The sequence below is a fragment of the Acinetobacter sp. V102_4 genome, assembly GCF_031799005.1.
GTDB lineage: Bacteria > Pseudomonadota > Gammaproteobacteria > Pseudomonadales > Moraxellaceae > Acinetobacter > Acinetobacter calcoaceticus.
This window is the reverse complement of record NZ_JAVQNR010000034.1, coordinates 137,376-162,878: the sequence shown is the minus strand read 5'-3', so window position 1 is coordinate 162,878 and position 25,503 is coordinate 137,376. Positions and strand designations below refer to the sequence as shown.

At 38.2% G+C, this 25,503-nt stretch carries 26 protein-coding genes; 14 read left to right on the top strand and 12 right to left on the bottom strand.

Annotation, left to right across the window (positions count from 1 at the left end):
• The first annotated feature begins 121 nt into the window (after positions 1-121).
• Together RMB13_RS05685 and RMB13_RS05680 are read left to right on the top strand one after the other, a co-directional pair.
• On the top strand, positions 122-1,294 hold the full coding sequence (locus tag RMB13_RS05685; protein WP_311084646.1) for an iron-containing alcohol dehydrogenase: 1,173 nt from the start codon (positions 122-124) through the stop codon (positions 1,292-1,294).
• A 195-nt stretch (positions 1,295-1,489) separates the two neighbouring features.
• Positions 1,490-2,458, top strand: a complete 969-nt coding sequence (locus RMB13_RS05680; protein ID WP_311084645.1) for an alpha/beta hydrolase — start codon at positions 1,490-1,492, stop codon at positions 2,456-2,458.
• Here RMB13_RS05680 and RMB13_RS05675 read toward each other — a convergent pair.
• Positions 2,455-3,645, bottom strand: coding sequence for a transcriptional regulator (locus tag RMB13_RS05675; protein WP_311084644.1), 1,191 nt, complete (start codon positions 3,643-3,645; stop codon positions 2,455-2,457). The genes RMB13_RS05680 and RMB13_RS05675 overlap by 4 nt on opposite strands.
• A 142-nt stretch (positions 3,646-3,787) precedes the next feature.
• Here RMB13_RS05675 and RMB13_RS05670 point away from each other — a divergent pair, with 142 nt between their 5' ends.
• The 5 genes from RMB13_RS05670 (at position 3,788) to RMB13_RS05650 (ending at position 10,074) form a co-directional block, all read left to right on the top strand.
• Positions 3,788-5,299, top strand: a complete 1,512-nt coding sequence (locus tag RMB13_RS05670) for an aldehyde dehydrogenase family protein (protein WP_004643247.1) — start codon at positions 3,788-3,790, stop codon at positions 5,297-5,299.
• A 221-nt stretch (positions 5,300-5,520) separates the two neighbouring features.
• Positions 5,521-6,957 carry an ethanolamine permease gene (gene eat / locus RMB13_RS05665; protein WP_311084643.1) on the top strand — a complete coding sequence of 479 codons (1,437 nt, stop codon included), beginning with the start codon at positions 5,521-5,523 and terminating at the stop codon, positions 6,955-6,957.
• A 16-nt stretch (positions 6,958-6,973) separates the two neighbouring features.
• On the top strand, positions 6,974-8,359 hold the full coding sequence (locus RMB13_RS05660) for an ethanolamine ammonia-lyase subunit EutB (RefSeq protein WP_198077665.1): 1,386 nt from the start codon (positions 6,974-6,976) through the stop codon (positions 8,357-8,359).
• Between the two features lie 10 nt (positions 8,360-8,369).
• The gene (gene eutC, locus RMB13_RS05655) at positions 8,370-9,185 is read left to right on the top strand and encodes an ethanolamine ammonia-lyase subunit EutC (RefSeq protein WP_311084642.1); all 816 of its coding nucleotides are present in this window, start codon (positions 8,370-8,372) and stop codon (positions 9,183-9,185) included.
• 166 nt (positions 9,186-9,351) lie between these two features.
• Positions 9,352-10,074 carry a glutamine amidotransferase gene (locus tag RMB13_RS05650; protein WP_205468961.1) on the top strand — a complete coding sequence of 241 codons (723 nt, stop codon included), beginning with the start codon at positions 9,352-9,354 and terminating at the stop codon, positions 10,072-10,074.
• A gap of 395 nt (positions 10,075-10,469) precedes the next feature.
• Here the strand turns inward: RMB13_RS05650 and RMB13_RS05645 are convergent, their stop codons facing one another.
• On the bottom strand, positions 10,470-12,197 hold the full coding sequence (locus tag RMB13_RS05645; RefSeq protein WP_311084641.1) for a glutamine--tRNA ligase/YqeY domain fusion protein: 1,728 nt from the start codon (positions 12,195-12,197) through the stop codon (positions 10,470-10,472).
• Positions 12,198-12,365: 168 nt separating this feature from the next.
• Here RMB13_RS05645 and RMB13_RS05640 point away from each other — a divergent pair, with 168 nt between their 5' ends.
• Positions 12,366-12,875 carry a peptidylprolyl isomerase gene (locus RMB13_RS05640; protein ID WP_003652397.1) on the top strand — a complete coding sequence of 170 codons (510 nt, stop codon included), beginning with the start codon at positions 12,366-12,368 and terminating at the stop codon, positions 12,873-12,875.
• A 15-nt stretch (positions 12,876-12,890) separates the two neighbouring features.
• A complete protein-coding gene (locus RMB13_RS05635) occupies positions 12,891-13,610 on the top strand; it encodes a UDP-2,3-diacylglucosamine diphosphatase (RefSeq protein WP_311084640.1) in 720 nt (239 codons plus the stop codon).
• Positions 13,611-13,617: 7 nt separating this feature from the next.
• Here the strand turns inward: RMB13_RS05635 and RMB13_RS05630 are convergent, their stop codons facing one another.
• Positions 13,618-13,848 carry a hypothetical protein gene (locus RMB13_RS05630; protein ID WP_311084639.1) on the bottom strand — a complete coding sequence of 77 codons (231 nt, stop codon included), beginning with the start codon at positions 13,846-13,848 and terminating at the stop codon, positions 13,618-13,620.
• A gap of 139 nt (positions 13,849-13,987) precedes the next feature.
• Here RMB13_RS05630 and nfsB point away from each other — a divergent pair, with 139 nt between their 5' ends.
• Positions 13,988-14,641, top strand: coding sequence for an oxygen-insensitive NAD(P)H nitroreductase (nfsB, locus tag RMB13_RS05625; RefSeq protein WP_311084638.1), 654 nt, complete (start codon positions 13,988-13,990; stop codon positions 14,639-14,641).
• Between the two features lie 35 nt (positions 14,642-14,676).
• Here nfsB and RMB13_RS05620 read toward each other — a convergent pair whose 3' ends face one another.
• From RMB13_RS05620 to tsaE, 5 genes are all read right to left on the bottom strand, one after another.
• Positions 14,677-15,537, bottom strand: a complete 861-nt coding sequence (locus tag RMB13_RS05620) for a DMT family transporter (protein ID WP_311084637.1) — start codon at positions 15,535-15,537, stop codon at positions 14,677-14,679.
• A gap of 141 nt (positions 15,538-15,678) precedes the next feature.
• Positions 15,679-16,203 carry an RNA chaperone Hfq gene (gene hfq, locus RMB13_RS05615; protein ID WP_005046408.1) on the bottom strand — a complete coding sequence of 175 codons (525 nt, stop codon included), beginning with the start codon at positions 16,201-16,203 and terminating at the stop codon, positions 15,679-15,681.
• A gap of 95 nt (positions 16,204-16,298) precedes the next feature.
• The gene (miaA, locus tag RMB13_RS05610) at positions 16,299-17,243 is read right to left on the bottom strand and encodes a tRNA (adenosine(37)-N6)-dimethylallyltransferase MiaA (protein WP_004643262.1); all 945 of its coding nucleotides are present in this window, start codon (positions 17,241-17,243) and stop codon (positions 16,299-16,301) included.
• 6 nt (positions 17,244-17,249) lie between these two features.
• Positions 17,250-19,199, bottom strand: a complete 1,950-nt coding sequence (mutL, locus tag RMB13_RS05605) for a DNA mismatch repair endonuclease MutL (protein ID WP_311084636.1) — start codon at positions 19,197-19,199, stop codon at positions 17,250-17,252.
• A complete protein-coding gene (tsaE, locus tag RMB13_RS05600) occupies positions 19,192-19,665 on the bottom strand; it encodes a tRNA (adenosine(37)-N6)-threonylcarbamoyltransferase complex ATPase subunit type 1 TsaE (RefSeq protein WP_035360207.1) in 474 nt (157 codons plus the stop codon). Before tsaE ends, mutL begins: the two co-directional genes overlap by 8 nt.
• Positions 19,666-19,785: 120 nt before the next feature.
• Here tsaE and RMB13_RS05595 point away from each other — a divergent pair, with 120 nt between their 5' ends.
• The 3 genes from RMB13_RS05595 to RMB13_RS05585 all read left to right on the top strand — a co-directional run bounded on the left by RMB13_RS05595 (position 19,786) and on the right by RMB13_RS05585 (position 21,656).
• Positions 19,786-20,694, top strand: coding sequence for a pseudouridine synthase (locus tag RMB13_RS05595; RefSeq protein WP_311084635.1), 909 nt, complete (start codon positions 19,786-19,788; stop codon positions 20,692-20,694).
• Between the two features lie 111 nt (positions 20,695-20,805).
• The gene (locus RMB13_RS05590; protein ID WP_003652408.1) at positions 20,806-21,114 is read left to right on the top strand and encodes a type II toxin-antitoxin system RelB/DinJ family antitoxin; all 309 of its coding nucleotides are present in this window, start codon (positions 20,806-20,808) and stop codon (positions 21,112-21,114) included.
• Between the two features lie 98 nt (positions 21,115-21,212).
• Positions 21,213-21,656, top strand: a complete 444-nt coding sequence (locus RMB13_RS05585) for a GNAT family N-acetyltransferase (RefSeq protein WP_004643268.1) — start codon at positions 21,213-21,215, stop codon at positions 21,654-21,656.
• Here the strand turns inward: RMB13_RS05585 and RMB13_RS05580 are convergent.
• Both RMB13_RS05580 and RMB13_RS05575 read right to left on the bottom strand, forming a co-directional pair.
• Positions 21,649-22,353 carry a pseudouridine synthase gene (locus RMB13_RS05580; protein WP_311084634.1) on the bottom strand — a complete coding sequence of 235 codons (705 nt, stop codon included), beginning with the start codon at positions 22,351-22,353 and terminating at the stop codon, positions 21,649-21,651. The genes RMB13_RS05585 and RMB13_RS05580 overlap by 8 nt on opposite strands.
• Before the next feature lie 90 nt (positions 22,354-22,443).
• The gene (locus RMB13_RS05575; protein ID WP_017388115.1) at positions 22,444-22,662 is read right to left on the bottom strand and encodes a hypothetical protein; all 219 of its coding nucleotides are present in this window, start codon (positions 22,660-22,662) and stop codon (positions 22,444-22,446) included.
• A gap of 254 nt (positions 22,663-22,916) precedes the next feature.
• Between RMB13_RS05575 and RMB13_RS05570 the strand changes: the two genes are divergently transcribed.
• Positions 22,917-23,369, top strand: coding sequence for a DUF441 domain-containing protein (locus RMB13_RS05570; RefSeq protein WP_003652413.1), 453 nt, complete (start codon positions 22,917-22,919; stop codon positions 23,367-23,369).
• Positions 23,370-23,435: 66 nt separating this feature from the next.
• Here RMB13_RS05570 and RMB13_RS05565 read toward each other — a convergent pair whose 3' ends face one another.
• The gene (locus RMB13_RS05565; RefSeq protein ID WP_003652415.1) at positions 23,436-24,356 is read right to left on the bottom strand and encodes a LysR family transcriptional regulator; all 921 of its coding nucleotides are present in this window, start codon (positions 24,354-24,356) and stop codon (positions 23,436-23,438) included.
• A gap of 300 nt (positions 24,357-24,656) precedes the next feature.
• Complete coding sequence (locus RMB13_RS05560; RefSeq protein ID WP_311084633.1) at positions 24,657-25,454, bottom strand: DUF4198 domain-containing protein; 798 nt, start codon at positions 25,452-25,454, stop codon at positions 24,657-24,659.
• Between the last annotated feature and the right edge of the window lie 49 nt (positions 25,455-25,503).

Sequence of the window (25,503 nt, the reverse complement as noted above, 5' to 3'; positions counted from 1 at the left end):
AAAATAATATTTGGTAGGTTTTTGGTAGGTAGGAAAATAATCTGCATATCACAATACTAAGGCCATGGTGAGGCTCACCTGTAATAACAAACAATGGATTTATGGAAGAAGGAATCACTCCATGGCTTTTAAAAATATTGCAGATCAAACAAACGGTTTTTATATTCCATGCGTATCACTCTTTGGACCAGGATGTGCCAAAGAAATAGGTACAAAGGCACAAAACCTCGGCGCAAAAAAAGCATTAATTGTGACCGATGAAGGCTTATTTAAATTTGGTGTCGCAGATATTATCGCAAACTATTTAACCGAAGCAGGCGTTGCTAGCCATATTTTTCCGGGTGCAGAACCTAACCCAACCGATATCAATGTCCATAATGGAGTAAATGCCTATAACGACAATGGCTGTGACTTTATTGTCTCGCTAGGTGGTGGTTCATCTCATGACTGTGCAAAAGGGATTGGCCTAGTCACTGCGGGTGGTGGTCATATTCGTGATTACGAAGGTATCGATAAAAGTAAGGTACCAATGACGCCATTGATTGCAGTCAACACAACCGCGGGTACTGCATCTGAAATGACTCGTTTCTGTATTATCACCAATACCGATACTCACGTAAAAATGGCAATTGTTGACTGGCGTTGTACTCCACTCATTGCAATTGACGACCCTAAACTCATGATTGCCAAACCGGCTGGTTTAACAGCAGCCACGGGTATGGATGCTTTAACCCATGCTGTTGAAGCCTATGTTTCTACGGCAGCCAACCCAATTACCGATGCTTGTGCAGAAAAAGCCATCACCATGATTAGTCAATGGTTACAGCCTGCTGTAGCAAATGGCGAAAACATCGAAGCACGTGATGCAATGAGCTATGCACAGTACTTGGCTGGTATGGCATTTAACAATGCATCTTTAGGTTATGTACATGCAATGGCGCATCAATTGGGCGGTTTCTATAACCTACCTCACGGCGTATGTAACGCAATCTTGTTACCACACGTGTGCGAATTTAACTTAATTGCCTGTCCAGATCGTTACGCAAAAATCGCAGATTTAATGGGTGTAAAAACTCATGGACTGACGGTGATGGAAGCTGCATATGCTGCAATTGATGCCATTCGTAAACTGTCTTCATCCATTGGTATTCCATCTGGATTAACAGAGCTAGGCGTAAAAACTGAAGACCTTGCAGTTATGGCCGATAATGCTCAAAAAGATGCGTGTATGCTGACCAATCCACGTAAAGCAAATCATGCACAAGTTGTGGAGATTTTCAAAGCAGCACTTTAATCTTGATGTAATGGCACATCCCTCTAGTAAGTCAAACCCCTCCGACCGTTGACTTACTTTTTGGGGAATACTTAGCTCCAGCGGTATTCCCTTTTTTTAAACCTCTATTCCAATCCAACCTCTAAACCTGATTGACAATTCGCCCATTTCATTGAAGGATACTCAGCATGTCTTAATTACAATAGCTCGATAAAAATGAATACATCCTCAGCTACTCAAAATTATGTTCCAGATATTTTAGGTACTGGCTACGAACAGCTCACACTAAACTTTCCTGATGATTATGAAGGTAAAGTTGTAGCTACCTTAGTGCGTAAAAAGGCCGCTCAATCTACTCAAAAAGCTGTGCTGTATATTCATGGTTTTTTAGATTATTTCTTTCAAACTGAAATGGCTGAACAATTCAATGCGCATGGTTACGACTTCTATGCCTTGGATTTAAGAAAATATGGTCGTTCCAAGCTACCCCATCAAATCTTCTATAATGTGCTTGATTTAAGTGAATACGATGCCGAAATTACTCAAGCATTAGATATTATTGCTAAAGAACAACACACACAAGTCTTGCTTGCAGGTCATTCAACAGGTGGTCTGACAGCAACGCTTTATGCTGCCCATCACCCAAACCATCCTCTTGTTAAAGCGCTGTGGGCAAACAGCCCGTTTTACGACTTTAATTTAAGCTTGGTCGAAAAAAAGTTTGGTATTCCAGTACTCAGTCGAGTAGGAAAATATCTACCAAAAGTTAAATTCCCAAGCCAACTGAACAAATGGTACACCGCAAGTCTTCACAAAGAACTTAAAGGCGAATGGGACTTTAATCTGCACTGGAAACCAACTTCTGCCCCTACTGTTCAACTCAGCTTTCTACATGCGATTCATACGGCACAAAAAGAGATTCATCGTGGGGTTAAACTCGATATCCCTGCACTGATTATGCACTCCCACCAAACTAAAAATCCAAAAAAATGGGGAGTAGATGCGACTCAAAGTGATGTGATTTTAGATGTTAAAGACATTGAAAAACACGGTAAAAAAATCAAAGGCGATGTCTCTGTTGTCTCTATTCACAATGGCTTGCATGATCTAGTCCTTTCAGCCCAGCCAGTACGAGAACAAGTCTATCAACAGTTATTCCAGTGGCTGGATCAAAAAATCACTTAACTGAGCTTAGGTGAGTCAAGGTATTTCATCAGCAATTGATGCGCGGGATGTTCACTCGGTACTAACTCCATAAGACGTTCTACCGCATCGATTGCTTCAGGGAAATGAGCTAAATGCTTAAGTAATAAATCTGTTTCTTGCGTTTTAAAAATTGCATCGCTCAAGCGCGATTCAAGGCAGTCACGCCATGCACATAAAAACGGGCTTTCCGTTTTTGCCAGAAAAACACCTGTGTAAAGCTGCAAAGCAGAAGCCGCATATCCCGCATCCAGTGCTTGTTCAGCTTGTAAAAAATCGGCTTCAACATGTACAAGCAAACGATATGGCCGAGACCCAAGTAAACCACCCAAAATATCTCGAAGTTGAGACATTTCAGCTTTAAGCGTACCCATACTCACTTTACGTTCGCCATACAGCGCCTGATAAAGATGCTCTAAAGTTAAGCCATGTGGACATAACGCCAATATCGTCAAAATTTCAATTTGACGCGGTGTTAATAATAAACTTTTGCCATTAAATTTAACTTGTGGTGTTGAAAAAGCACGAATATGTAATTGCTGACGCTGCTGCTCTAGCAAGGCAGATTGAATAATTGATGCACAACGTTCGGCAGCCAATATTCCTAAACTATTATGGTTCTTCCAAGTAGTCGATAAATCAACGACACCTAGAGTTTGTTTTGAGTATGGATCGATAATTGGCGCGGCATAGCACACCCAATCATGAATCGATTCCATATAGTGTTCATTAGAAAAAACACAACTTGATTGCTGAGTTTTTAAAGACAAAGCCAATGCATTGGTGCCAACAAATTCTTCACGCCATTGCCCACCCTGCACAAAGTGAACACGCTCAGCTGCACTTTGCATTTGAGCACTTGTTGCCGTCCAAATGATCGTACTACCAATGTCACCAACAGCGATCACCATTGAGGATTGTTCAGCGATATGACGTAAATCGTCAGCACATTGGCTTAAAGCCATATCTAACGCATTTTGTGAAGCAGATTTTTTCTCGACTAATGGAGCCGCAAAACGCTCTTTAGGAATCTCAGCAGAGGCTGAACGTTCCCATGAGCTTGCAATACTTTGACCCAGTTTGGCAGCATTTTGAGGAGAGAGACTATTTTGCGTACGCAGTTGATCAATCAACGTCCGTTGCTGCAATAAATCCTTTTTTGTGAACATTTGTAAATTCCTTATATATCCACATTTCTATTCCAACCTTTCTCCAACCTTCTTCTTTATATCCTAATTATACAAAGTACGAAAGTACCTACTGACAGGGTTCTTGTTAGTCTTTAGTCCTAAAAAGCAAAGGAATATTTATATGCGCTATATCGATCCAAATCAACCAGGCTCAAAAGTTCAATTTAAATCACAATATGAAAATTTTATTGGCGGTGAATGGGTTGCACCTGTAAAGGGTGCATATTTTGATAATGTATCTCCTGTTGATGGAAAAGCTTTCACCCGTATTCCACGCTCTAGTGCCGAAGATATTGAACTCGCTCTAGATGCAGCACATAAAGCGAAAGCAACATGGAATAAAGCCTCACCAACGGTACGCTCTAATATACTTTTAAAAATTGCTGATCGTTTAGAAGCAAATCTTGAAATGCTTGCTGTTGCAGAAACTTGGGATAACGGTAAAGCGGTTCGTGAAACTTTAGCAGCAGACCTTCCACTTGCGATTGACCATTTCCGTTATTTCGCAGGTTGTATTCGTGCTCAAGAAGGCGGCATCTCTGAAATTGATGAAGATACCATTGCCTACCATTTCCATGAGCCATTAGGTGTAGTTGGCCAAATCATTCCATGGAACTTCCCAATTTTAATGGCAGCATGGAAACTTGCTCCTGCTCTAGCGGCTGGTAACTGTGTCGTGATTAAACCAGCAGAACAAACACCAGTAGGTATTTTACTGGTTGCTGAACTGATCCAAGACATTTTACCGCCGGGTGTACTTAATATTGTCAATGGTTTCGGTTCAGAAGTCGGCCGTCCTTTAGCGACAAACCCACGTATTGCAAAAATCGCGTTCACAGGTTCCACTCAAACTGGACAAATGGTGATGCAATATGCGACCGAAAATATTATTCCAGTGACATTAGAACTTGGTGGTAAGTCACCAAACCTTTTCTTTGAAGACATCATGGATAAAGAAGATGATTTCTTAGAAAAAACACTTGAAGGTTTTGCGATGTTTGCCTTAAACCAAGGTGAAGTATGTACTTGCCCTTCTCGTGCTTTAGTACAAGAAAGTATTGCTGATCAGTTCTTGGAGTTGGCTGTAGAGCGTGTAAAACGTATTAAAACTGGCCATCCGCTTGATACCGAAACCATGATTGGTGCTCAAGCATCTCTACAACAACAAGAGAAAATCTTACGTTGTATTAATACTGGTCGTGAAGAAGGCGCAGAACTCTTACTTGGCGGTAGTGGCCGTAAAGAAGTAGGTGATGGTTACTATGTCGATCCGACTATTTTTAAAGGTCACAATGGCATGCAAGTTTTCCAAGAAGAAATTTTTGGACCTGTACTTGCTGTGACAACGTTCAAAGACTTTGACGATGCAATTAAAATTGCCAATGACACCATGTATGGTTTAGGTGCAGGTGTATGGTCACGTTCAGCTCACATTTCTTATCGTGCTGGTCGTGCTATTGAAGCTGGCCGTGTTTGGACAAACTGCTACAACATCTACCCTGCACATGCTGCATTTGGTGGTTACAAGAAGTCTGGTATTGGCCGCGAAAACCACAAGATGATGCTAGATCATTATCAACAAACTAAAAACTTGTTGGTTAGTTATTCAACTAAACCTATGGGCTTCTTCTAAGTTCTGCACCAAGTTGATACCAGACTATCAACACTAGAAAGAAGTAAGCTCATTAATTATGTAAGAAGCCAGTAATTTAGATTACTGGCTTCTTTATTTAGTACTGTTAGTTCTCAAGTTTTTATCATTTGGAATAAAAAAGCGCCATCTACTCTCTAAAGTGCTTCATTTAGGCATTGCTTTTGCATTGATTCATACAAACCCACTCGCAGGAGTATTGTATGAATCAACCAGAAACAGCTTCCGTCATTTCTTCAAGCACAGAAGTCTCATCAGCAGAATATTTTGCTCAGCGTCAACTCAAACAAGGTACGGTTGGTTGGTTACTCCTGATTGGTTTAGGCGTAGCTTATGTGATATCGGGTGATTTTGCGGGTTGGAACTTCGGTATTGCCCAAGGTGGTTGGGGCGGTATGTTTATTGCCACTGCGCTTGCTGCGCTTATGTACCTGTGCCTGTGTCTTTCTATGTCAGAAATGTCCACCATGATGCCGACAGCAGGTGGTGGTTATAGCTTTGCACGTGCTGCCTTTGGTCCTTTTGGGGGCTATTTAACAGGAACAGCCATTTTAATTGAATACGCAATTGCTCCTGCGGCGATTGCTGTATTTATTGGCGGTTATTGCGAATCTCTTTTTGGCATTAATGGCTGGATGATTTACCTCGCCTGCTATGCGATTTTTATGGGCATACATTTAAAAGGTGCCGGCGAAGCCTTAAAAATTATGTTTGCAATTACTGTTGTCGCAGCAGTTGCTCTTATTGTATTTATTGCAGCAATGATCCCACATTTTAATGCACAAAACCTGTTAGATATTCCGGTTGGTACAGGTGTGGGCGCAAGTCGTTTTCTACCTCATGGTTACTTAGGTATATGGGCAGCAGTTCCTTTTGCAATCTGGTTTTTCCTTGCAGTTGAAGGTGTTCCTTTAGCAGCCGAAGAAGCGAAAGATCCTGCAAAATCATTACCACGCGGATTAATAGGTGCAATGCTAATTTTAACTGCCTTTGCTATGCTCATTTTATTCTTGGGCGCAGGCGCAGCGGGTGCAAGTACTTTACAAAACTCTGGTGCTCCCCTCGTAGATGCTCTGGTTAAAGTTTATGGCACGAACACTTGGCTTGCGACCTTTGTAAACTTTGTGGGTTTAGCAGGTTTAATCGCGAGTTTCTTTTCAATTATCTATGCTTATTCACGTCAAATCTTTGCATTGTCACGTGCTGGCTATTTACCAACCTCACTCTCTTTAACTAACAAAAATAAAGCCCCTTATCTCGCAATTATTATTCCGGGCATTATCGGTTTCTTACTTTCACTTACCAAAGAAGGCGATTCACTGATTTTAATTGCCGTTTTTGGTGCAACCATTTCTTATGTGTTGATTCTTTTATCCCACATCAAATTACGCCTATCTAAACCCGACATGCCCCGTCCTTATAAAACACCAGGTGGCATTGTGACCTCAAGCATTGCATTAGTTTTAGCAGTGGCTGCGGTAGTTGCAGGTTTTGTGGTTAACCCTAAAGTCTGGTTTATTGCTGCTGCTATTTATGCTGCATTTATTGCTTACTTTTTGTTCTATAGTCGCTATCATTTAGTCAAGGGAACACCAGAAGAAGAGTTTGCAAATATTAAAGCTGCTGAACAAGAGCTATAAATAAAAGGATGCAACCATGAGTTATCGCAATATTGTCGCCAATCAGCAATATCACTTTGCTGACCTAAAAACTTTAATGGCAAAAGCAACGCCATTACGTTCAGGCGATGAGTTAGCAGGTGTAGCTGCCAGAGATGCAACTGAACATGTTGCGGCACAAATGACACTCGCCGAGGTACCACTTAAAACTTTTTTAAATGAAGTTGTAGTCGATTACGAAACAGATGAAATTACCCGTCTAATTATTGATGAACATGATCTGGCAGCTTTTGCTCCTATTTCACACTTTACAGTAGGTGATTTTCGAAATTGGTTACTTGGAGAAGAAGCAACTGCACAAAGTTTAAAAGCATTAGCATCAGGTTTAACTCCAGAAATGGTGGCTGCTGTCAGCAAGATTATGCGCAATCAAGATTTGATTTATGTCGCCAGCAAATGTGAAGTAGTCACCCAATTTCGTAACACGATTGGTTTAAAAGGCCATCTTTCTACCCGTTTACAACCAAACCACCCGACCGATGATGTGCTTGGTATTTCTGCGAGTATTTTAGATGGTTTGATGTATGGCAATGGCGATGCCGTGATTGGCATTAACCCTGCAACAGATAACCTTCATAATTTGTCAGAGCTACTGAAATTGCTTGATCACGTCATTCAGGAATATCAAATTCCAACTCAATCTTGTGTACTTACCCATATCAGCTCAGGCATTCAACTTGCTGAAAAAAATGTGCCGATTGATTTAATGTTTCAATCAATCGCTGGTACGCAGCTGGCTAATGAAGGTTTTGGAATATCTCTCGATTTACTACAAGAAGGATATGAAGCCACACTCGCACTCAAACGCGGAACCATTGGTCAAAACGTCATGTACTTTGAAACGGGCCAAGGCAGTGCCTTATCCAGCAATGCACATCACGGCGTTGATCAGCAAACATTAGAAACACGTGCTTATGCAGTGGCCCGTAAATACAATCCGCTTTTAGTGAATACAGTCGTTGGCTTTATTGGTCCCGAATATCTTTTTAACGGTAAACAAATTATACGTGCGGGGCTAGAAGATCATTTCTGCGGCAAGTTACTCGGAGTACCAATGGGCTGCGACATTTGCTATACCAACCATGCCGATGCAGACCAAAATGATATGGATGTTCTCCTTACCCTATTTGGCGCGGCGGGCATCAACTTTATTATGGGAATTCCGGGTTCAGACGATGTCATGCTCAATTATCAAACGACTTCGTTCCATGATGCCCTATACTTAAGACAGCTTTTAGGTTTAAAACCCGCTCCTGAGTTTTCTGCTTGGCTTGAACAGCAAGGCATTTTTAAACAACAAAACTCTCAAATTTGCTGGGCAGATCACATGCCCGACCAATTCTCTCGCCTGCTCATGAATTAGGGAGAACACTATGAAACTGAACCGTGATATTCAATATCCCTCCTCTACCCATCAAGATCAGTGGGAAAAACTCAAACAGTTTACCGATGCCCGTATTGCTTTGGGCCGTGCAGGTTGTAGCATCCCAACACGAGCCTTACTTGAGTTTCAGCTATCTCATGCACAAGCAAAAGATGCGGTTTATCAAGATATGGATGTTTTCCATTTATCTGAACAATTACAGCAAATACAGCTTCCAAGCATTCATGTACAAAGTAATGCATCCAATAAAGAAATTTATCTCAAACGCCCAGATTTAGGACGTCAGCTTTCAAGCCAATCAAAAGATGTCTTAATTAAGGAGTATGCAGAAAATCCACAACAGTACGATGTGTGTATTGTGGTAGGTGATGGACTCTCTGCAAGAGCAATTGAAGCGAATGCTGTGGCATTTATTGCAGCGTTGAGTGAACAAGTTCAGCAAGAAAACTGGAGTCTTGCTCCAATTGTACTGGCAACAGGCAGTCGGGTTGCTCTTGGCGATGAAGTCGCGGAAATTTTCAAAGCACCTATGCTTGTGATGCTTATTGGAGAACGTCCGGGATTAAGCTCTCCAGACAGTATGGGCATTTACTACACGTGGAATGCATATTCAGGCTGCCTCGATGCGAAACGCAATTGTATTTCCAATGTTCGCCCAGCAGGCTTAAGTATTCCAGTTGCGGTACAACGTTTAATCGCATTAATGAAAAAATCAAAACAACTCGGATTTTCAGGCGTTAATTTAAAAGACGAACATCAACTTTCAAACATAGGCCTTGAGGAAACTCAAAAGCTATTATTTTAAACAGTAGAATATGTTTAGGGATTTATTCATAAATAGATAATCCTTTGCATAACAACATTATTTTAACGAAAAATATCAATTTTCGGGTATTGGCGATTTATACAGATATTCTCTTCTTTATATTTATCGCTATACTCCACATATTGATCTTCTATGAATCATTTCTATGAGCACAACAAACGCCTTCCCAAAAACTATTTATGCCATTCAGCATCTTGCTTTCGAAGACTTAGGTTCATTAGAAGATGTCTTTTATCAACTCGGATTTCGTGTCCGTTATTTTGAGGCGGGTGTTGATGATTTAACCCCTGCTTTTTCACATGAAGGTTTAACCATTATTTTAGGTGGTCCAATCGGAGTTTATGAAACTGACGATTATCCATTCTTAAAAGATGAAATCGCTTTACTCAAACAACGTTTAGCAGCTGATAAACCTACTCTGGGCATTTGCCTTGGTGCACAGCTTATTGCTCATGCACTTGGTGCAAAAGTATATGCAGGACATCAAAAAGAAATTGGCTGGGGTTCACTGAGTTTAAGCCTACGCGCTAATCAAGTTTTATCTGGTTTGCTTAATAATGTGCATGTTCTACATTGGCATGGTGACACTTTCGACCTTCCTGAAAATGCAGTGCTTTTAGCAAGCTCTGATATTTATACCAATCAGGCATTTGAAGTCGGGAATAATATTCTTGCCTTGCAGTTCCACATTGAAACCACTGAAGAGCATTTTGAAAAATGGTTAATTGGTCATACATGTGAACTTCGCCATGCAAATGTTTCGATTCCAAAGCTTCGCGAAGATAATTTGCAATACGCTCAAGCGCTCGAACATGCTGCATTTGAAATTATTCAAAAATTTCTCAAACGTATTGGATATAGTGGTTAATTTATAAAAATATAATTTAATAATTGATTAATTAGATTATATTTCTCAAACTAAACGTTTATTTTTTACTCAAAGGTAGATTAATAATCTATCTTTAGGCACATTTATTTTTAATTTACGTGTATTATACATTTATTCTTTTTTGTAACATAAAATACACGCTGATTTACTATGGATATCTGGAAATTCATTAAAAGCTTTAATACGGTGAATACCTATTTATTGCTTGCATGTATTCTACTCATCACAATTATTGCTTATTTTTATGTCATTAACCCTGCTTAGCTTAATCGCCAAAGCAAAATAAAAAATAATATGAGTATGAACACCATAAAAAAGCCCAACTGAGTTGGGCTTTTTTATATCTGCTATTTACTCAAAACCTGTTACTCGTGTTACTTTTTCTCAGGCTTAAAGCTATCTTTCAAATCGAGAATACGGTTAAACACTGGTTTTTCAGGTGAATGATCGTGCTGATCTGCAACGAAATAACCCTCACGTTCAAACTGGAAACGATCTTCAGGACTCGCTTGTGCCAAAGCGGGTTCAATTACAGCTTCTAATACTTTCATCGAATCTGGATTTAGGTTTGCCAAGAAATCATCACCTGTTTCCGGGTCTGCTTCTGTGAACAAACGATCGTAAATACGTACTTCAGCAGGAATACCTTTTGTTGCAGATACCCAGTGAATTACGCCTTTCACTTTACGACCTTCAGGGTTTTTACCTAAGGTTTCAGGGTCAATTGAACATTTCAGCTCAACCACTTCACCATTAGCATCCTTAATGACTTCATCACATTTAATCACATAAGCATGACGTAAACGTACTTCACCATCAGGAATTAAACGCTTAAAGCCTTTTGGCGGTACTTCCTCAAAGTCTTTACGGTCAATATAGATTTCCTTAGTTAAAGGAATTACACGATCACCCATATCAACGTTAGGATGGCGAGCATGCGTAAGATCCATATCCTCTGGTAAATTAGTTAAAGACACTTTAAGTGGACTTAAAACAGCCATACCACGCGCAGCTGTATTTTCCAAAGATTGGCGAATACAGAACTCAAGCATTGCAACATCTACAATACCATCAGTTTTTGACACACCCACGCGTTTACAGAAATCACGTAAACCTTCTGGAGTAAAACCGCGACGGCGCATACCCACTACTGTTGGCATACGCGGGTCATCCCAACCATTCACATGACCACCTTCCACCAACTTACGTAATTTACGTTTTGATGTAATGGTGTAGTCCACGTTTAAACGTGAAGATTCATACTGATGTGGAACTGCTTTAGATTTTACCTTTTCTACAATCCAGTCATAAAACGGACGGTGATCTTGGAACTCTAATGTACAAAGCGAATGAGTAATCCCCTCAATAGCATCAGACAATGGATGAGCATAGTCATACATTGGATAGATTTTCCACTTATCACCTGTTTGGTGATGCTCTGAATGCAATACGCGATATAAAATTGGATCACGCATGTGTACGTTTGGGCTTGCCATATCAATTTTGGCACGTAAAACAGCTTCACCCTCTTTAAATTCACCACTGCGCATTTTTTCAAAGCGAGCAAGGTTTTCTTCAACAGATGCATCACGGTATGGTGAATTTTTACCCGGTTCAACAAAACTACCGCGGTTTAACTTAATTTCTTCTGGAGACTGTAAATCAACATAAGCATCGCCTTGCTCAATTAATTGAACAGCCCATGCATATAATTGATCAAAATAACTTGATGCATAGCGTGGCTCACCATTCCAGTTAAAACCAAGCCATTTCACATCATTCGCAATACCGTCAACGTACTCTTGTTCTTCAGCATCAGGATTTGTATCGTCAAAACGTAAATTACATAAACCATCAAACTCTTCAGCCACACCAAAGTTTAGGCAAATCGCTTTTACATGACCAATATGCAAATAACCATTTGGTTCTGGTGGAAAACGCGTTACGATCTGATTTGCACGTCCAGCAGCCAAGTCTTCAGTAATGACTTGGCGAACAAAATCTAAGCCAGCCTGTTGTTCTTGCTGCGCAGAATCGACAGAGGCATGAGTATTCGGTGTCGGGTTATTTGGCAGGCTCGAGACAACATCATTAGGCTTCATAGTGTATCAATCACTTCTTTGTAGATAAAATTTCGAAAAATTTAAACGCTATCTTCATTTTTAACAAAGATTTTAACGTTTTTTACTTGCCTTGTAGTTTACAGTTTGCTTATGCTTCTCTCAACCAAAAACCCATGGTCATAAGCCCATGTTTAGGAGATTAATGTAATGAGTTTTCCTCAAGTCGAATTAAACACCAATAAAGGTCGTATTGTTCTTGAACTGAATGCTGAAAAAGCACCTAAAACAGTAGCAAACTTTTTAGAATATGTACGTGACGGTTTTTATGACGGCGTTATTTTCCACCGCGTCATTGATGGTTTCATGATCCAAGGTGGCGGTATGGATGAAAACTTCAAAGAAAAAGCGACACGTGATTCAATTGAAAATGAAGCTGATAACGGTTTAAGCAACGACGAAGGTACGATTGCAATGGCGCGTACTCAAGCTCCTCACTCAGCGTCTGCTCAATTCTTTATCAACGTAAAAAATAACTCTTTCTTGAACCATACCTCTAAAACTGCTCAAGGTTGGGGTTATGCTGTATTTGGTAAAGTTGTTGAAGGTCTAGACATTGTTGAAGCGATCAAAGGTGTTCGCACAGGTAACCGTGGTTATCATGCTGACGTTCCATTAGAAAACGTTGTGATCGAATCTGCTAAAATTATTTCTGAATAATTTTAGGATAAAGCTGTGACTTATCTGTTTATCTCAGATTTACATTTGTCACCTGAACACCCTCGACTCGTTCGAGGGTTTTTAGACTTATTGGCGCATTACCAAGATAAAAATACTCAACTCTATATCTTAGGCGATTGGTTTAATGCCTGGATTGGAGATGACTATTCAGCACCATGGCTCGATGAAATTGTTGAGGCCCTAAAAGACTTTAACAAAAAAGGAAATCGGGTTTACTTTCAAGTCGGTAACCGTGATTTTGCTCTTAATCAAGTTTTCCTCAATAAATTTAATGGCGTCTTACTACCTGACATTTATTCCCTCAATATTGCAGGACATGAATATCGTCTTGAACACGGCGATGCATTATGTACAGATGACGTTTCCTATCAAAGATTTAAAAAGATTATTCGAAATCCTCTATTAGTCGCTCTTTTACGTAGAACTCCACTCAGTTTTCGCACTAAGTTGGTTAATGGCTTCCGCAAGCGAAGCTCCGCGGATAAACAGCAAAAAAGCTATGAAATCATGGATGTAAATGAGCAAGCAGTTCTGTCTGCTTTAGCAGATGTAGATACTCTGATTCATGGGCATACTCACCGTCCTTCAATTCATCAGGTACAAGCTAAACAACGAATTGTTCTTGGCGATTGGCGTAAAGATCAGGCTTATATTTTGGAAATTGATCCATCCTCAAATACGCAACAGCTCGAATTGATTGTCTGGAATTATTAGATAGAAATTAGTCACTTTTTATTTGAAATTTCAATTCTTTAATTTTTTTATTTAAATCAAAATCCCAAATCACACATACCCCAGTAATAAATACAAATCTCCAATTTATATGTCCATACTTTTGGTATTCAATGTATAAAATTAAAAGACACAGTACAAATGCAAAAATTATAAAGGCTTTAACAATTCTAACTTCTCGCAACTTACTCTTTGCATCGGTTGGCATTAAATCAATCATTTTCAATAGATTACTAAAACTTTATATAAGTATTATATTTCTTTATCAAATTACATAGGAAATGTTTTTGAATAAAATAGCGTATGATGGCAAAGATTAAATTCTCTCAATTGCCATAAGATTGATATGGAGCACACCTATGGACCTATTGAATTCTGTTAAAAGCCGCTATACAACAAAAGCGTATGATTCTGAAAAGAAAATTCCTCAAGAAAAAATTAATAAATTATTAGAAATTTTACGTTTTTCACCTTCTTCAGTGAATATACAGCCTTGGCACTTTTTCGTTGCAGATAACCTTGCAGCTAAAGAAAGAATAGCGAAAGCCTTAACAGGTAAATATGCTTACAATGGCCCCAAAGTACTTGAGTCATCACACACACTTGTATTTTGCACAAAAACAGATATTTCATCTGAATACTTGGATCAATTACTTGAACAAGATGATTTAAGTGGCCGTTTTAAAGATGAAAAAGCTAAATTAGGCCAAAAAGATACTCGCCATGGCTATGTTGAGTTCTATCGAAATGAGCAGAAAAATTTATTTGGATGGATGGAAAATCAAACATTCATTGCTCTGGGACAATTACTTTTTGCTGCGGGTTTAGAAGGAATTGATGCAACCCCAATGGGCGGCTTTGATGAAGACATTTTAAATAATGAGTTAGGTTTAACTGAAAAAGGCCTACGTAGTTCAGTCATTGTTTCTCTAAGTTATCGCAGTAAAAACGATTTTAATGCCAAACTACCTAAATCACGCCTACCAGATAAAGTTATTTTTACCTATTTATAAAATTAGAATAGTTCAAGAGATTCAAATCTCTTGAACTATAAAGCCATTGCCCTAGCTAAACAAATCACGCCACTTATCCCAAATAAAATACCTAAAGTGGTCGGCCATTTTAATTTTTCTTTATATAAAATAACGCCACTTGCAATGCCTAATAGCACCACAAGAATATTCATACTTGCAAAAACAATTGCAGGCGAGTCTTTTAAAAGAATATGAGCTTTCACATATAAAGCAATATTCGAAAAATTAAGCACCCCTAACACCAACCCAGCTATAGCACTTTTAAGCTGCCATTTTTGGGTTTTCTGCACCACTAAATATGAAATTGATAATATAAAAGCTGTAATAAAAATAAGATTCAAAGTGAGTGTAAATTGAAGACCTAAACTACTCGTATATTTTAAGAGAATATCTACTGCGGCATATCCACACCAAACACTTAATAGAGCAAAAATTGCTTTTCGAGATTGATGATTCGAAGAAGTACTCATTTGTCCAAAAAGGACAAGTAAAACAGCAAAAATTCCTAAACCTATTCCCCATAGCTTTAATGCATTAAATTGTTCATGAAAAAAGAAATAAGCTGCGAGTAAAGAAAGTACGACGGAAAGACGCTGTGCAATTTCGGTCTTAACAATTCCTGCATATTCTAATGACTTGGCTAAACACAGAAAAATACTGGGCAAAATCAGTCCCAATGCAACAATTAACCACCAAGGGGTCTTTAATATTGAAATGTGTTGAATATCAGGCTGAAACCACCAAAAGCAAAGAAGACTCGCGCTCGCATAGTTCCATGCAATCATTTGTAACGGCTGGTACCCTTTTTTCTTTAAGTTTTTTAATAGGATAGACACCAAAACACTGCTTAAAGCAGCTGCCAATATTAATATCATCGATTAAAACTCTATTTATTTAAATATATGAGTCACCATGGTCAAATTACGATCTTTGATGAGTTTAATATTTTGATTTAACTTTTAAATAAACATAAAAAAACCAGTCATTATCTGACTGGTTTCTTTTTTAGATATCAATTAACGATTATTTTCGTCTTCTTGACCATCTTCAAATTTAGTGTCGTTGTCAAAACCACCTTGATGACCACCGAAGCCGCCTTGACCACCGAAACCACCGCCTTGACCACCGAAGCCTCCTTGACCGCCGAAGCCGCCACCTTGACCACCGCCGAAGCCGCCTTGACCACCGAAGCCGCCTTGAGCGCCACCGAAGCCACCTTGAGCACCACCAAAGCCACCGCCTTGAGCGCCACCGAAGCCACCAGTAGGTTGACCACCAAAACCACCTTGTGTGCCACCTTGTGCTGGGAAGCCTGTACCTTGCGCGCCTGCTGGGCGTGGGTTACGAGCTGGAACAACAGTTGAAATCGCGTGTTTGTAAACCATTTGACTTACTGTATTTTTTAATAAAACAACATATTGGTCAAATGATTCAATATGACCCTGTAATTTAATACCGTTCACAAGGAAAATAGAAACAGGAATACGTTCTTTACGGAGAGAATTTAAGAACGGATCTTGTAAAGTTTGACCTTTAGACATTTTTAACTCCAAAAAAAAATTTTTAAATCAGCGCAAAAAAAACTATCTTTATTTTTCAACTAAAAATTATAAAAAGACAGTGTGCAAATTTTGCTTTATCCATAAGAGTTTCGCAAGTCTTCTTTCGCCTGCTTTATCGTCAAGTAAGTTTTAAAATCGTGTATTTCTTGCAAAGAACGTAACCACGTATATTGACGTTTGGCAAGTTGTCGTGTTGCAAATAAAGCTTTATCCTCCATTTCACGTTTACTTTTGAGACTTATATCACTTTTTAATAGAAATTCTAGTGCTTGTCGATAACCCACTGAACGCATTGAGGGTAAATTTTCATCTAAATCGTATTTTTCAATTAGAGCTTCAACTTCACTCAAAAAACCGATATCCCACATTTTGCTTAATCTTTGCTCAATGCGTTGATGTAATTCTACCCGATCTGGAAGTAAAGCATAATTATGAAATATGTATCGATATGGTACGTTTTTTGGTTGTTCTGCCTGTAATTTAGTAATTGGCTCACCCGTAAGCTTATAAACTTCTAGTGCTCGAATAATCCTTTGCTTATCAGTCACATTAAATTTTATAGCCGCGGCAGGATCTACAGAAACTAATTCGTCATAAACAGCCTGCCACCCTTCATTTAAACCTTTTTCTTCAATTGCTGCCCGAACTTGGGCATCTGCGCTTGGCAAATTACTCGATAGACCTTCTAATAATGCCTTAAAGTACAACATTGTGCCTCCTACTAAGATAGGAGTTTTCCCACGTGAATGCATGTCATCAATCAACTTAGATGCATCTTCAACAAATTGAGCAGCTGAATAAACTTCAAGAGGAGTAATCAGATCAATTAAATGATGAGGATATAGCGCTTGTTCTTCACGAGTTGGCTTAGCAGTACCGATATCCATATCTTTATAAACGAGAGCAGAATCAACAGAAATCAGCTCAAAATTTCCCCGCTCGTATAATTCACATGCCAAAGCGGTTTTTCCGCTTGCAGTTGGTCCCATTAAATTGATGACGGGCAATTGATTTGACATGTAAAACTACTCTCCTCGAGCAAATAATTTATCTAATTGAGATAATGGAAATGCACGCCAAGTTGGCCTTCCATGGTTACATTGGCTCGCAAATTCGGTTTGTTCCATTTGGCGAAGTAAAGCATTCATTTCCGAAAGACTGAGTTGTCGATGTGCACGTACTGCTCCATGACATGCCATTCCAGCTAATAACTCATCTCTTTTTTGAAGTAATCCTTGTGCTTCATCATTTGGATCTAAATCATTTAAAAGTTCAGGAATAAGATTTTCAAAGTCAGCTTTTTGTAATATGGCTGGTACTCCCCGAACAATAATCTGCTCATCCCCATATAAATCAATTTCTAGTCCTAAGCGCTCAAGTTGAGGTTTCAACTCTTCCACACGCACTGCCTGCATACGGCTAATAGAAATGACTTTAGGTATGAGTAACTGTTGAGATGTCCAAAACTCTGGTTTGTCCCAAGCATTTTTCATTTGCTGTAATAAAATACGCTCATGTGCTGCATGCATATCAACAATAATTAGCCCTTCAGTATTTTGCGCTAAAACATAAATTCCATGAAGTTGAGCAATTGCTATGCCTAACGGAAATTCATCGACTTTAGTTACTGGCTCAATATCTTCATTTACTGAAAAATTAGCATGCTCGTCACGCAGTGGCGCTAAGTATGTCTTTAACGCATTATTTAACTGAGCAGAGCCATTATATTTTAACGTTTGATCTGCATAATGAACAGTTTGTGGTCGACTAGCATTAAAATCAGTTAATAGCTCTGTCGGTGCATTCTGAGTTCGCCCTTCATTGTCTGGATTTAAAGCTTCATTTGCCCGATGCAGCGTAAATTGTTCCTGATATTTAGGTTGAGGCTGTACAGAATAATCTGAAGTTTCATCCACTTTCATCGCTTGAGCTAAATCAGCGCTCGCTGTCTGAAATTGCGACAGAGTTTCTTTCGCATAATGTCTTACAAACTCATGCACTTCTCTCTGATTTAAAAAGCGAATTTCATGTTTTGTAGGATGAACATTCACATCGATATTTTCAGGATCAACTTCTAAGAAAAGTAAATAAGATGAATGTTGATGGCCATGTAAAATACCGTCATATGCCATGCGTAATGCATGAGAAATCGTTTTATCTTTAACAATACGACCATTAACGTAGACATATTGCATATCAGCCTGCGCACGAGCATCTGAAGGATGGCCAAGCCACCCCGATAAACGCATGCTAATACTTTCGGCATCCATCCAATATGCATTTTGTACAAATTGCGAACCTAATAATTGCTGTACTCGCTGAAAACGGAGTTCTCCGCTATCTGCTATAGGTAAATTAATTCTAATATTATCATTATGCTCAAGCACAAAACGTATATCAAAATGCGTTAAAGCCAGACGACGAACAATCTCTTCAATATGGCCAAATTCAGTGGTTGGTTTTTTTAAGAATTTACGGCGTGCCGGTACATTAAAAAATAAGTCCTGAACACGTATGTGGGTTCCCTTTTGAGCAGCAACAGCTTGTACTTCTTGATGATCAAAGGCTGTGCCATTGACTTCAACCTGGTGGCCAATACCACTTTCATCTTGGCTACTGGTCAATGTCAATCTTGAAACTGCGGCAATCGAAGCAAGTGCCTCCCCGCGAAATCCCAAACTTACAATAGCGTGTAAATCTTCTGCAGTTTTAATTTTACTTGTCGCATGGCGCATGACGGCTAATGCCAAATCTTCAGAATGAATACCATGCCCATTATCAATAATTTCTATGAGGGTCGAACCACCTTGAGCGATCCGTACAATGAGTTCAGTTGCACCCGCATCGATGGAGTTTTCTAATAATTCTTTAACAACAGATGAAGGACGTTCAATCACCTCACCAGCAGCAATCTGGTTGGCTAACGCTGCGTCTAAAGTATGAATACGACGTTGTGTTAGCTTTTCATCAGTCATGAAGCTGTTCCTGCAAAGTCTGATACAAAGGTTCTGTGGGTAGAGTTAAAGTTACAAAACGACTCAGCTCATCCTCTGACTTTTGAATATCGATGATGATATCTGCCTGAGGAATTTCATCACCACCTTTTGATGGCCATTCAAATAAAAATAATGCATCTGCGACATCTAAATAATCACGGATTCCCATTAATTCAAGTTCATAAGGGTCATTCAAACGATATAAGTCAAAATGAAAAATTTCTTTCTCATTGATTTTATACGGCTCAACTAGTGTATAGGTTGGACTTTTAACAGAGCCTTTATGACCCAAAGCCTGTAAGAAATAGCGCGTAAGTGTGGTTTTACCCGCACCTAAGTCTCCAATTAAATAAATCACACCTGACTGAACATGTTGCGCCAACGCTTGAGCTAGACGCCCAGTATCTTCTTCATGATTTAAGACCAATTTCAATGAATACGACATAGCACACATAACATGATTCAAAATAATCGATATGATAACATTGCCCTGCCTTAAAAGCCTACTCAAGCCCTAGAAGTTGGCTTTTTTTATATCAATTCTCTTACATATTTATACTTTTTTATGTCTAGTCCGAACGATTTTTTGCCACCTATGGTTGATGGTGTAAGCGCAAGCCAAGTTTATCTTCCTGCACAAACAAATACTCAAACTATTTATGAGTATCTATGTCAACATTTTCAACATATTAAAACGCAAGAGTGGCAGCAACGATTTCAAGATGGACTTATTTATGGGGCAAATGGACAAAAATTAACATTAGATAGTCCCTATCAAAGCAATACCCATATTTTTTATTATCGATTTCTTGCCTATGAGCCACATGTTCCTTTCGAACATCGGATTTTATTTGAAAATGATGACTTATTGGTGGTCGATAAACCTCATTTTTTAACAATTAGCCCAACTGGACAATATGTGCAAGAAACATTATTAGTTCGACTTAAAAAACAGACAGGCAATGAATTTTTAACACCGATACATCGATTAGACCGTGAAACTGCTGGGGTTGTTCTATTTTGCAAACGGGTTGAATCGCGAGGTATTTACCAACAATTATTTGCAGAGCGTCAAGTCAATAAAACTTACCACGCTATCGCTCCTTATAAAAAAGAATTAAAACTTCCTCAAACATTATATTTACATTTAGATAAAGGGACTCCTTTTTACACCATGCAAGTTGTGGCAAATGCTAAAGCAAACACTCAGACCTATATTGAGCTTATTGAACACAACCAGATTTGGGCTAAATATCGTTTAACACCGACGACAGGTAAACAGCACCAGCTTCGTGTACATCTTAATTATCTAGATATTCCGATTAAAAATGATCCATTTTATCCGACTGTTCAACATAAGGCAGATGATGATTTTTCAGAGCCATTACAACTTTTAGCTAAGCACATTTCATTTGTCGATCCACTCACAAAAGGGGAAATGTTTTTCAATTCTCAGTTTGAATTGACGTTGTAATGTAAGCGTAATGACAAAAAGATTGTTTTTTATGCCGAAAAACATTGAAATTACATTGCGATGGTTTAAAATAAATTCCTAAAAATTAAAAATCATTTGGTTTTGTTATTCATGCGAAAAACAGAAGTTTATCAGGTTCGACTGGACTCCCAAGAGAAAAAGCAGGCTTTTGCTGTTTTTAAACAATTGGGAATTACCCCTGCCCAAGCGGTACGACTTTTTTTTAAACAAGTCGTATTAACTAAATCTATTCCGTTTGCGATCGAAAATCAGAGTATTAATATGGAACAACTATTAAAACTCCGAAAAGCAAAAGCATCTTCATTAAATCAAAACCCATCGACTTTAGCTGAAGATGATGACCATGAAGATTTGTTTGAGGAACTAAACGCACTTCTTGGTGAGAGCGACAAAACTTAACACTGTTGCATTTATAAACAAGTTTTAACGTTAAAAAGCTCTTTTTTTCGTTATGCTCTCTTTGTAAAAATATAATGATAAGTTACAAGGAGTACCAAATGATCGTTAGACGAGCGACTTTTGAAGATTTAGACCAACTCGCCGTTTTGTTTGATGAATACCGCCAGTTTTATGGGGCTTCTTCTAATTTTAATGAATCACTTTACTTTCTTAAACAACGTTTTGAGAATAGAGAAAGTGTTTTTTTCATTCATATTAAAGATGAAAAAATCACCGGATTCGTTCTACTCTATTTAGGTTTTTCTTCAGTTGCTTGTTCAACATATTATATTTTAGATGATGTATATGTTACGCCAATTTTTCGTCGCCAAGGCTCAGCCAAACAGTTAATTGATACTGCCATTTTATTTGCAAAACAACAAAATGCCCTACGCATTAGCCTAGAAACTCAAAGTAATAACCATGAGTCTCATCGTCTATATGAACAAATGGGCTTCATCCGGGATAGTGAGTTCCAGACATTCCATTGCTTTCTTAAATAATATTTTGTGCTAGCTGCTTTTGCTGCTCTGATAAATAAATCCATTCCCCATCTGCTATTTCAGGTAAAACCAATTGACCTACTTGATGGCGATGCAATGCTTCTACTTTATTTCCTACAGCAGCAATCATTCTTTTGACTTGGTGATAAACACCTTGATGAATGGTCATCGTTAATTTGTGAGTTTCCAACATTGCTACATCGGTTGCAGCAAAAATGCCTTTTTCCTGATGTAAGCTGACACCTTCGCTTAACATTGCGATTTGCTCAGGTGTCACTGGATCAATGGTAGTAACATGATAAACCTTTGGAACATGTTTACGAGGATGAGTTAAAGCTTGAAGATATTTACCATCATCAGTCAATAAAAGTAAGCCTGTGGTGTCTTGATCTAAACGCCCAATTGCTTGGACGCCTCGATGAATCATGATTTCAGGTAAAAGACTAAAAACGCTTTGATGATGCTGAGGCTGATGTGAACATTCAAAACCTTTTGGTTTTTTTAATGCAATATAAACTTGTTCTCGATACTGGTAAGTTTGTCCAAAAAGCGAAAATTCTAAATTTTCAGGAGAAAATTGCTTTTTAAGATCATCGGCAATTTTTCCATTAACACTTACAGAACCATTTTTTATTAACTGCTGACAATATTTACGTGAACCAAACCCTTGTGATTGTAAAATTTTTTCCAGCAGCATGGAGGTTTCTCTTTAGAACAAAACACTCATTTTAACGCAGTTTCAACTCCCTACTCACTACTCTTTGCATTTTGTTCATTAAACTGCATTCTATTCTTCAACTACTCGATAAATATTTTCGTTCTGTTCACTTTCAAATAACAATTCAGTTGTAGGTAAAATAATTTCATTATCAACAATAATATGTTCAATACGTTGGCTTAGTTTTAAAGTTTCATTTTCGTGTTCAACTAAATTTTGCTTTAGTTGAGCCTTGGCATCATGAATCTGATCAAACTGATCTTTAATTTTGATATCTACAATTTCCATAGTCATTATCCTATGTTCATGAGTAATGACTATTTTTATAACACAACTTCGAAAAACTATAAGATTTAACTTGTTAATTTATATAACATTGTGTCCAATCGTAACCGAAAATTAAAACTCTTTATCAATGAGCGATATACAATTAAATTTTATTAAAGATAAAATCTAAGATCTGCTGAATCTTTTAAAGCTTTCACATTCCTACTCTTAAATATTATACAATTCCATTTTATTTACTTGCCCACCCCGCTCCCATGCTTGCCCAATTTGATGTTAATTTAGTTGTCCTTCTAGTTCTACTTATCTGTGGTTTACTAAGTCAAAATGCAGCTGTAACCATTGCAGCAGGTGTGTTAATTGTCGTTAAAATTACGCCTTTAAATCAGTTTTTCCCTTTTATTCAAGCACATGGTCTTAATTTAGGAATTCTTATTTTAACCATTGGCGTACTCACACCCATTGCCAGTGGAAAACTGAGTGGAGAGAGTATTTTAAAGTCCTTTGTTAGTATTAAATCACTGGTTGCCATTGCAATCGGTCTGTTAGTCGCATGGTTAGGTGGCCGCGGTGTAAAACTTATGTCGAGTCAGCCTGATGTTGTTGCAGGTCTATTAATTGGCACAGTTGCTGGCGTCGCCTTGCTCCGTGGTGTACCTGTCGGCCCTCTTATTGCAGCAGGCTTGCTCTCGCTATTTATCGGTAAATAAATTTTTTCGATATTAAAAAAGGCGCCATTGGGCACCTTTTTTTATGCTTAAGCTAAATGAATTGCTCTAGCCAGAATAATACGAAGTCCGTTTTAAAGAGAACTTTTCTAACTGCTTTAAGAACCCTTCAAAATAACTTTTTTCTTTTTCTTCAGTTCGATAGCCTGCATATAACGTCCGTCGTAAGCCTGTAGGTGAAACGCAATCTAAACGGCGACTCGTAACCCATCCCTTTTGTTCATATTCATTCACTACCCAATCAGGCAATGCTGCAATGCCACGTCCACTTGCTACAAGCTGAATGAGCATTTGGGTTAAATCTGTTGTTCGTATTTGCTTAGGCTGAATATTTGCCGGAATGAAAAGTTTCGACATGATATCTAAACGATGCTTATCAACCGGATAAGTAATTAAAACTTCTTCTGCTAACTCTTGAACCGTAATATTTTCAGCACGAACCAATGGATGCGTGTTGGATAGAACCAAACGCGATTCATATTCAAAAATAGGAAAATACTCAATTCCTTTTAATGCAATTGGATCGGCTGTAATAAGCAAATCAAATTCAGCATTTTGTAAAAGCTCATGTGGATTAGCTTCAAATCCAGAAGCAAAGTCTAAATCAACATCTGGGTATTGATGTCGATATTGATTCAATAACGGCATTAACCAGTCAAAGCAACTATGACATTCAGATGAAAAGATAATTCTGCCGGTCTGTCCATGCACAATACGAGTAATATCACTATGTGTAATCTGAATTTGAGGTAAAACATCATCGGCTAACTTAAGTAAACGTTGCCCAACATTAGAAAAGCTAACAGGCCGGCTACGTCGATTCACCACCTCTACCCCATACCAATGATCTAATTCTTTTAATTGGTGAGAGATAGCCGAGGGTGTTAAACAAAGATCATTCGCTGCTGAAACTAATGAACCATGTTCACGTAAGGCAACTAAAGTTTTAAGGTGACGAATTTCTAACATGGGCCAAGCCTGAACAATAGATTTATCTATGAGTGTCTTAATCTCATCTTTGCCTTTCAACAAATAGAATAACTGTAGATAAATCTTCACTAATGAATATTATTCATTTTACCATGGAATTAATTAATTTGTCTCAACATGAATTATTTTTCATAATTATTCTATTAGATGAATTTTTTTAATTTAAAGGTGAAGGTACAACTGTGTAGCTTACAATTACTGCTTAATTGAAATCGAAAAGAATTTTATAAAAACAAAAAATAGACCCTATCTAGGTCTATTTCTTATGAAAAGTAATAATTACTGTGCCAACACATTTAAGCTAATAATCGTATAATTTTGATTTTTAGGTTTTACCTTTAAATTTAGTGGAGCTGTTACTTCTACTGAGTACTCTCCAGCCTTTGGAAATTTAAGCTCAACCTGACCATTACTATCTGCTTTAAACTGCTGCACTTGTTTATCAGTCGCGCCTTTTTCTCTTAAATTAATTTCAGCATTCGCGAGACTCGTTCCTTTCTCACTTATGGTTAATTTAACAGGTTGAGCAACTTTAATTGTGTTGGGATGTACAGAAAAGTTAACTTTAATCGGTGTGTTTGGAAGTTGAATATCTGAAACTTTTCCTTTAGAAAGATAACTTTGTAATACCCACTCTCTCGTTACTTCCTCTGTTTTAATATTTTTCGCTTTAATGTCAGCTGGAATTAAATATTCACGTTCTACTTTCGGTGGGGCTTTATCAGCTGGCATATCAAAAAATAAATGCCATGCCTTTTGATCATATACATATTTTAAAGGATAACTTGCTTGTGTCTGAATGATATAAGTTCCCTCTTCCGGCAAATCGACATCAAAAACCGTGGCCGATTTATGCAAAGCTTCCGCAGTAATCGTCTTAAGCTCATTTTTAGGAGTAATTACGGTAAGTTTGGCATCCTTTAAAGCATACTCACTATTTAATGCTTCTTCGGCATAACCAGCAATTACGGGTACTTGAGTTTGTTCTGTTTTATAAGCTAAAGGCGCTACATAGGGCTCATGAGCAAAGCCTGTGGTACATATAAATGCAAGAGGCACAATTAAAAATTTATTCATTCTTACAAAATCCTGTTGTACACAAAGTTAAAAAATTTCAGACAAAAGA

Coding starts and splice junctions, on each gene's coding strand:
- RMB13_RS05580 (WP_311084634.1), bottom strand. CDS start 22,353: ATGCTGCTGGAAAAAATTTTACAATCACAAGGGTTTGGTTCACGTAAA.
- tsaE (WP_035360207.1), bottom strand. CDS start 19,665: ATGTCGTATTCATTGAAATTGGTCTTAAATCATGAAGAAGATACTGGG.
- RMB13_RS05620 (WP_311084637.1), bottom strand. CDS start 15,537: ATGATATTAATATTGGCAGCTGCTTTAAGCAGTGTTTTGGTGTCTATC.
- RMB13_RS05685 (WP_311084646.1), top strand. CDS start 122: ATGGCTTTTAAAAATATTGCAGATCAAACAAACGGTTTTTATATTCCA.
- RMB13_RS05675 (WP_311084644.1), bottom strand. CDS start 3,645: ATGTTCACAAAAAAGGATTTATTGCAGCAACGGACGTTGATTGATCAA.
- RMB13_RS05560 (WP_311084633.1), bottom strand. CDS start 25,454: ATGAATAAATTTTTAATTGTGCCTCTTGCATTTATATGTACCACAGGC.
- RMB13_RS05660 (WP_198077665.1), top strand. CDS start 6,974: ATGAGTTATCGCAATATTGTCGCCAATCAGCAATATCACTTTGCTGAC.
- RMB13_RS05650 (WP_205468961.1), top strand. CDS start 9,352: ATGAGCACAACAAACGCCTTCCCAAAAACTATTTATGCCATTCAGCAT.
- RMB13_RS05645 (WP_311084641.1), bottom strand. CDS start 12,197: ATGAAGCCTAATGATGTTGTCTCGAGCCTGCCAAATAACCCGACACCG.
- RMB13_RS05670 (WP_004643247.1), top strand. CDS start 3,788: ATGCGCTATATCGATCCAAATCAACCAGGCTCAAAAGTTCAATTTAAA.
- mutL (WP_311084636.1), bottom strand. CDS start 19,199: ATGACTGATGAAAAGCTAACACAACGTCGTATTCATACTTTAGACGCA.
- RMB13_RS05640 (WP_003652397.1), top strand. CDS start 12,366: ATGAGTTTTCCTCAAGTCGAATTAAACACCAATAAAGGTCGTATTGTT.
- hfq (WP_005046408.1), bottom strand. CDS start 16,203: ATGTCTAAAGGTCAAACTTTACAAGATCCGTTCTTAAATTCTCTCCGT.
- RMB13_RS05585 (WP_004643268.1), top strand. CDS start 21,213: ATGATCGTTAGACGAGCGACTTTTGAAGATTTAGACCAACTCGCCGTT.
- RMB13_RS05590 (WP_003652408.1), top strand. CDS start 20,806: ATGCGAAAAACAGAAGTTTATCAGGTTCGACTGGACTCCCAAGAGAAA.
- eat (WP_311084643.1), top strand. CDS start 5,521: ATGAATCAACCAGAAACAGCTTCCGTCATTTCTTCAAGCACAGAAGTC.
- nfsB (WP_311084638.1), top strand. CDS start 13,988: ATGGACCTATTGAATTCTGTTAAAAGCCGCTATACAACAAAAGCGTAT.
- RMB13_RS05565 (WP_003652415.1), bottom strand. CDS start 24,356: ATGTTAGAAATTCGTCACCTTAAAACTTTAGTTGCCTTACGTGAACAT.
- RMB13_RS05570 (WP_003652413.1), top strand. CDS start 22,917: ATGCTTGCCCAATTTGATGTTAATTTAGTTGTCCTTCTAGTTCTACTT.
- RMB13_RS05680 (WP_311084645.1), top strand. CDS start 1,490: ATGAATACATCCTCAGCTACTCAAAATTATGTTCCAGATATTTTAGGT.
- RMB13_RS05575 (WP_017388115.1), bottom strand. CDS start 22,662: ATGGAAATTGTAGATATCAAAATTAAAGATCAGTTTGATCAGATTCAT.
- eutC (WP_311084642.1), top strand. CDS start 8,370: ATGAAACTGAACCGTGATATTCAATATCCCTCCTCTACCCATCAAGAT.
- miaA (WP_004643262.1), bottom strand. CDS start 17,243: ATGTCAAATCAATTGCCCGTCATCAATTTAATGGGACCAACTGCAAGC.
- RMB13_RS05630 (WP_311084639.1), bottom strand. CDS start 13,848: ATGATTGATTTAATGCCAACCGATGCAAAGAGTAAGTTGCGAGAAGTT.
- RMB13_RS05595 (WP_311084635.1), top strand. CDS start 19,786: ATGTCTAGTCCGAACGATTTTTTGCCACCTATGGTTGATGGTGTAAGC.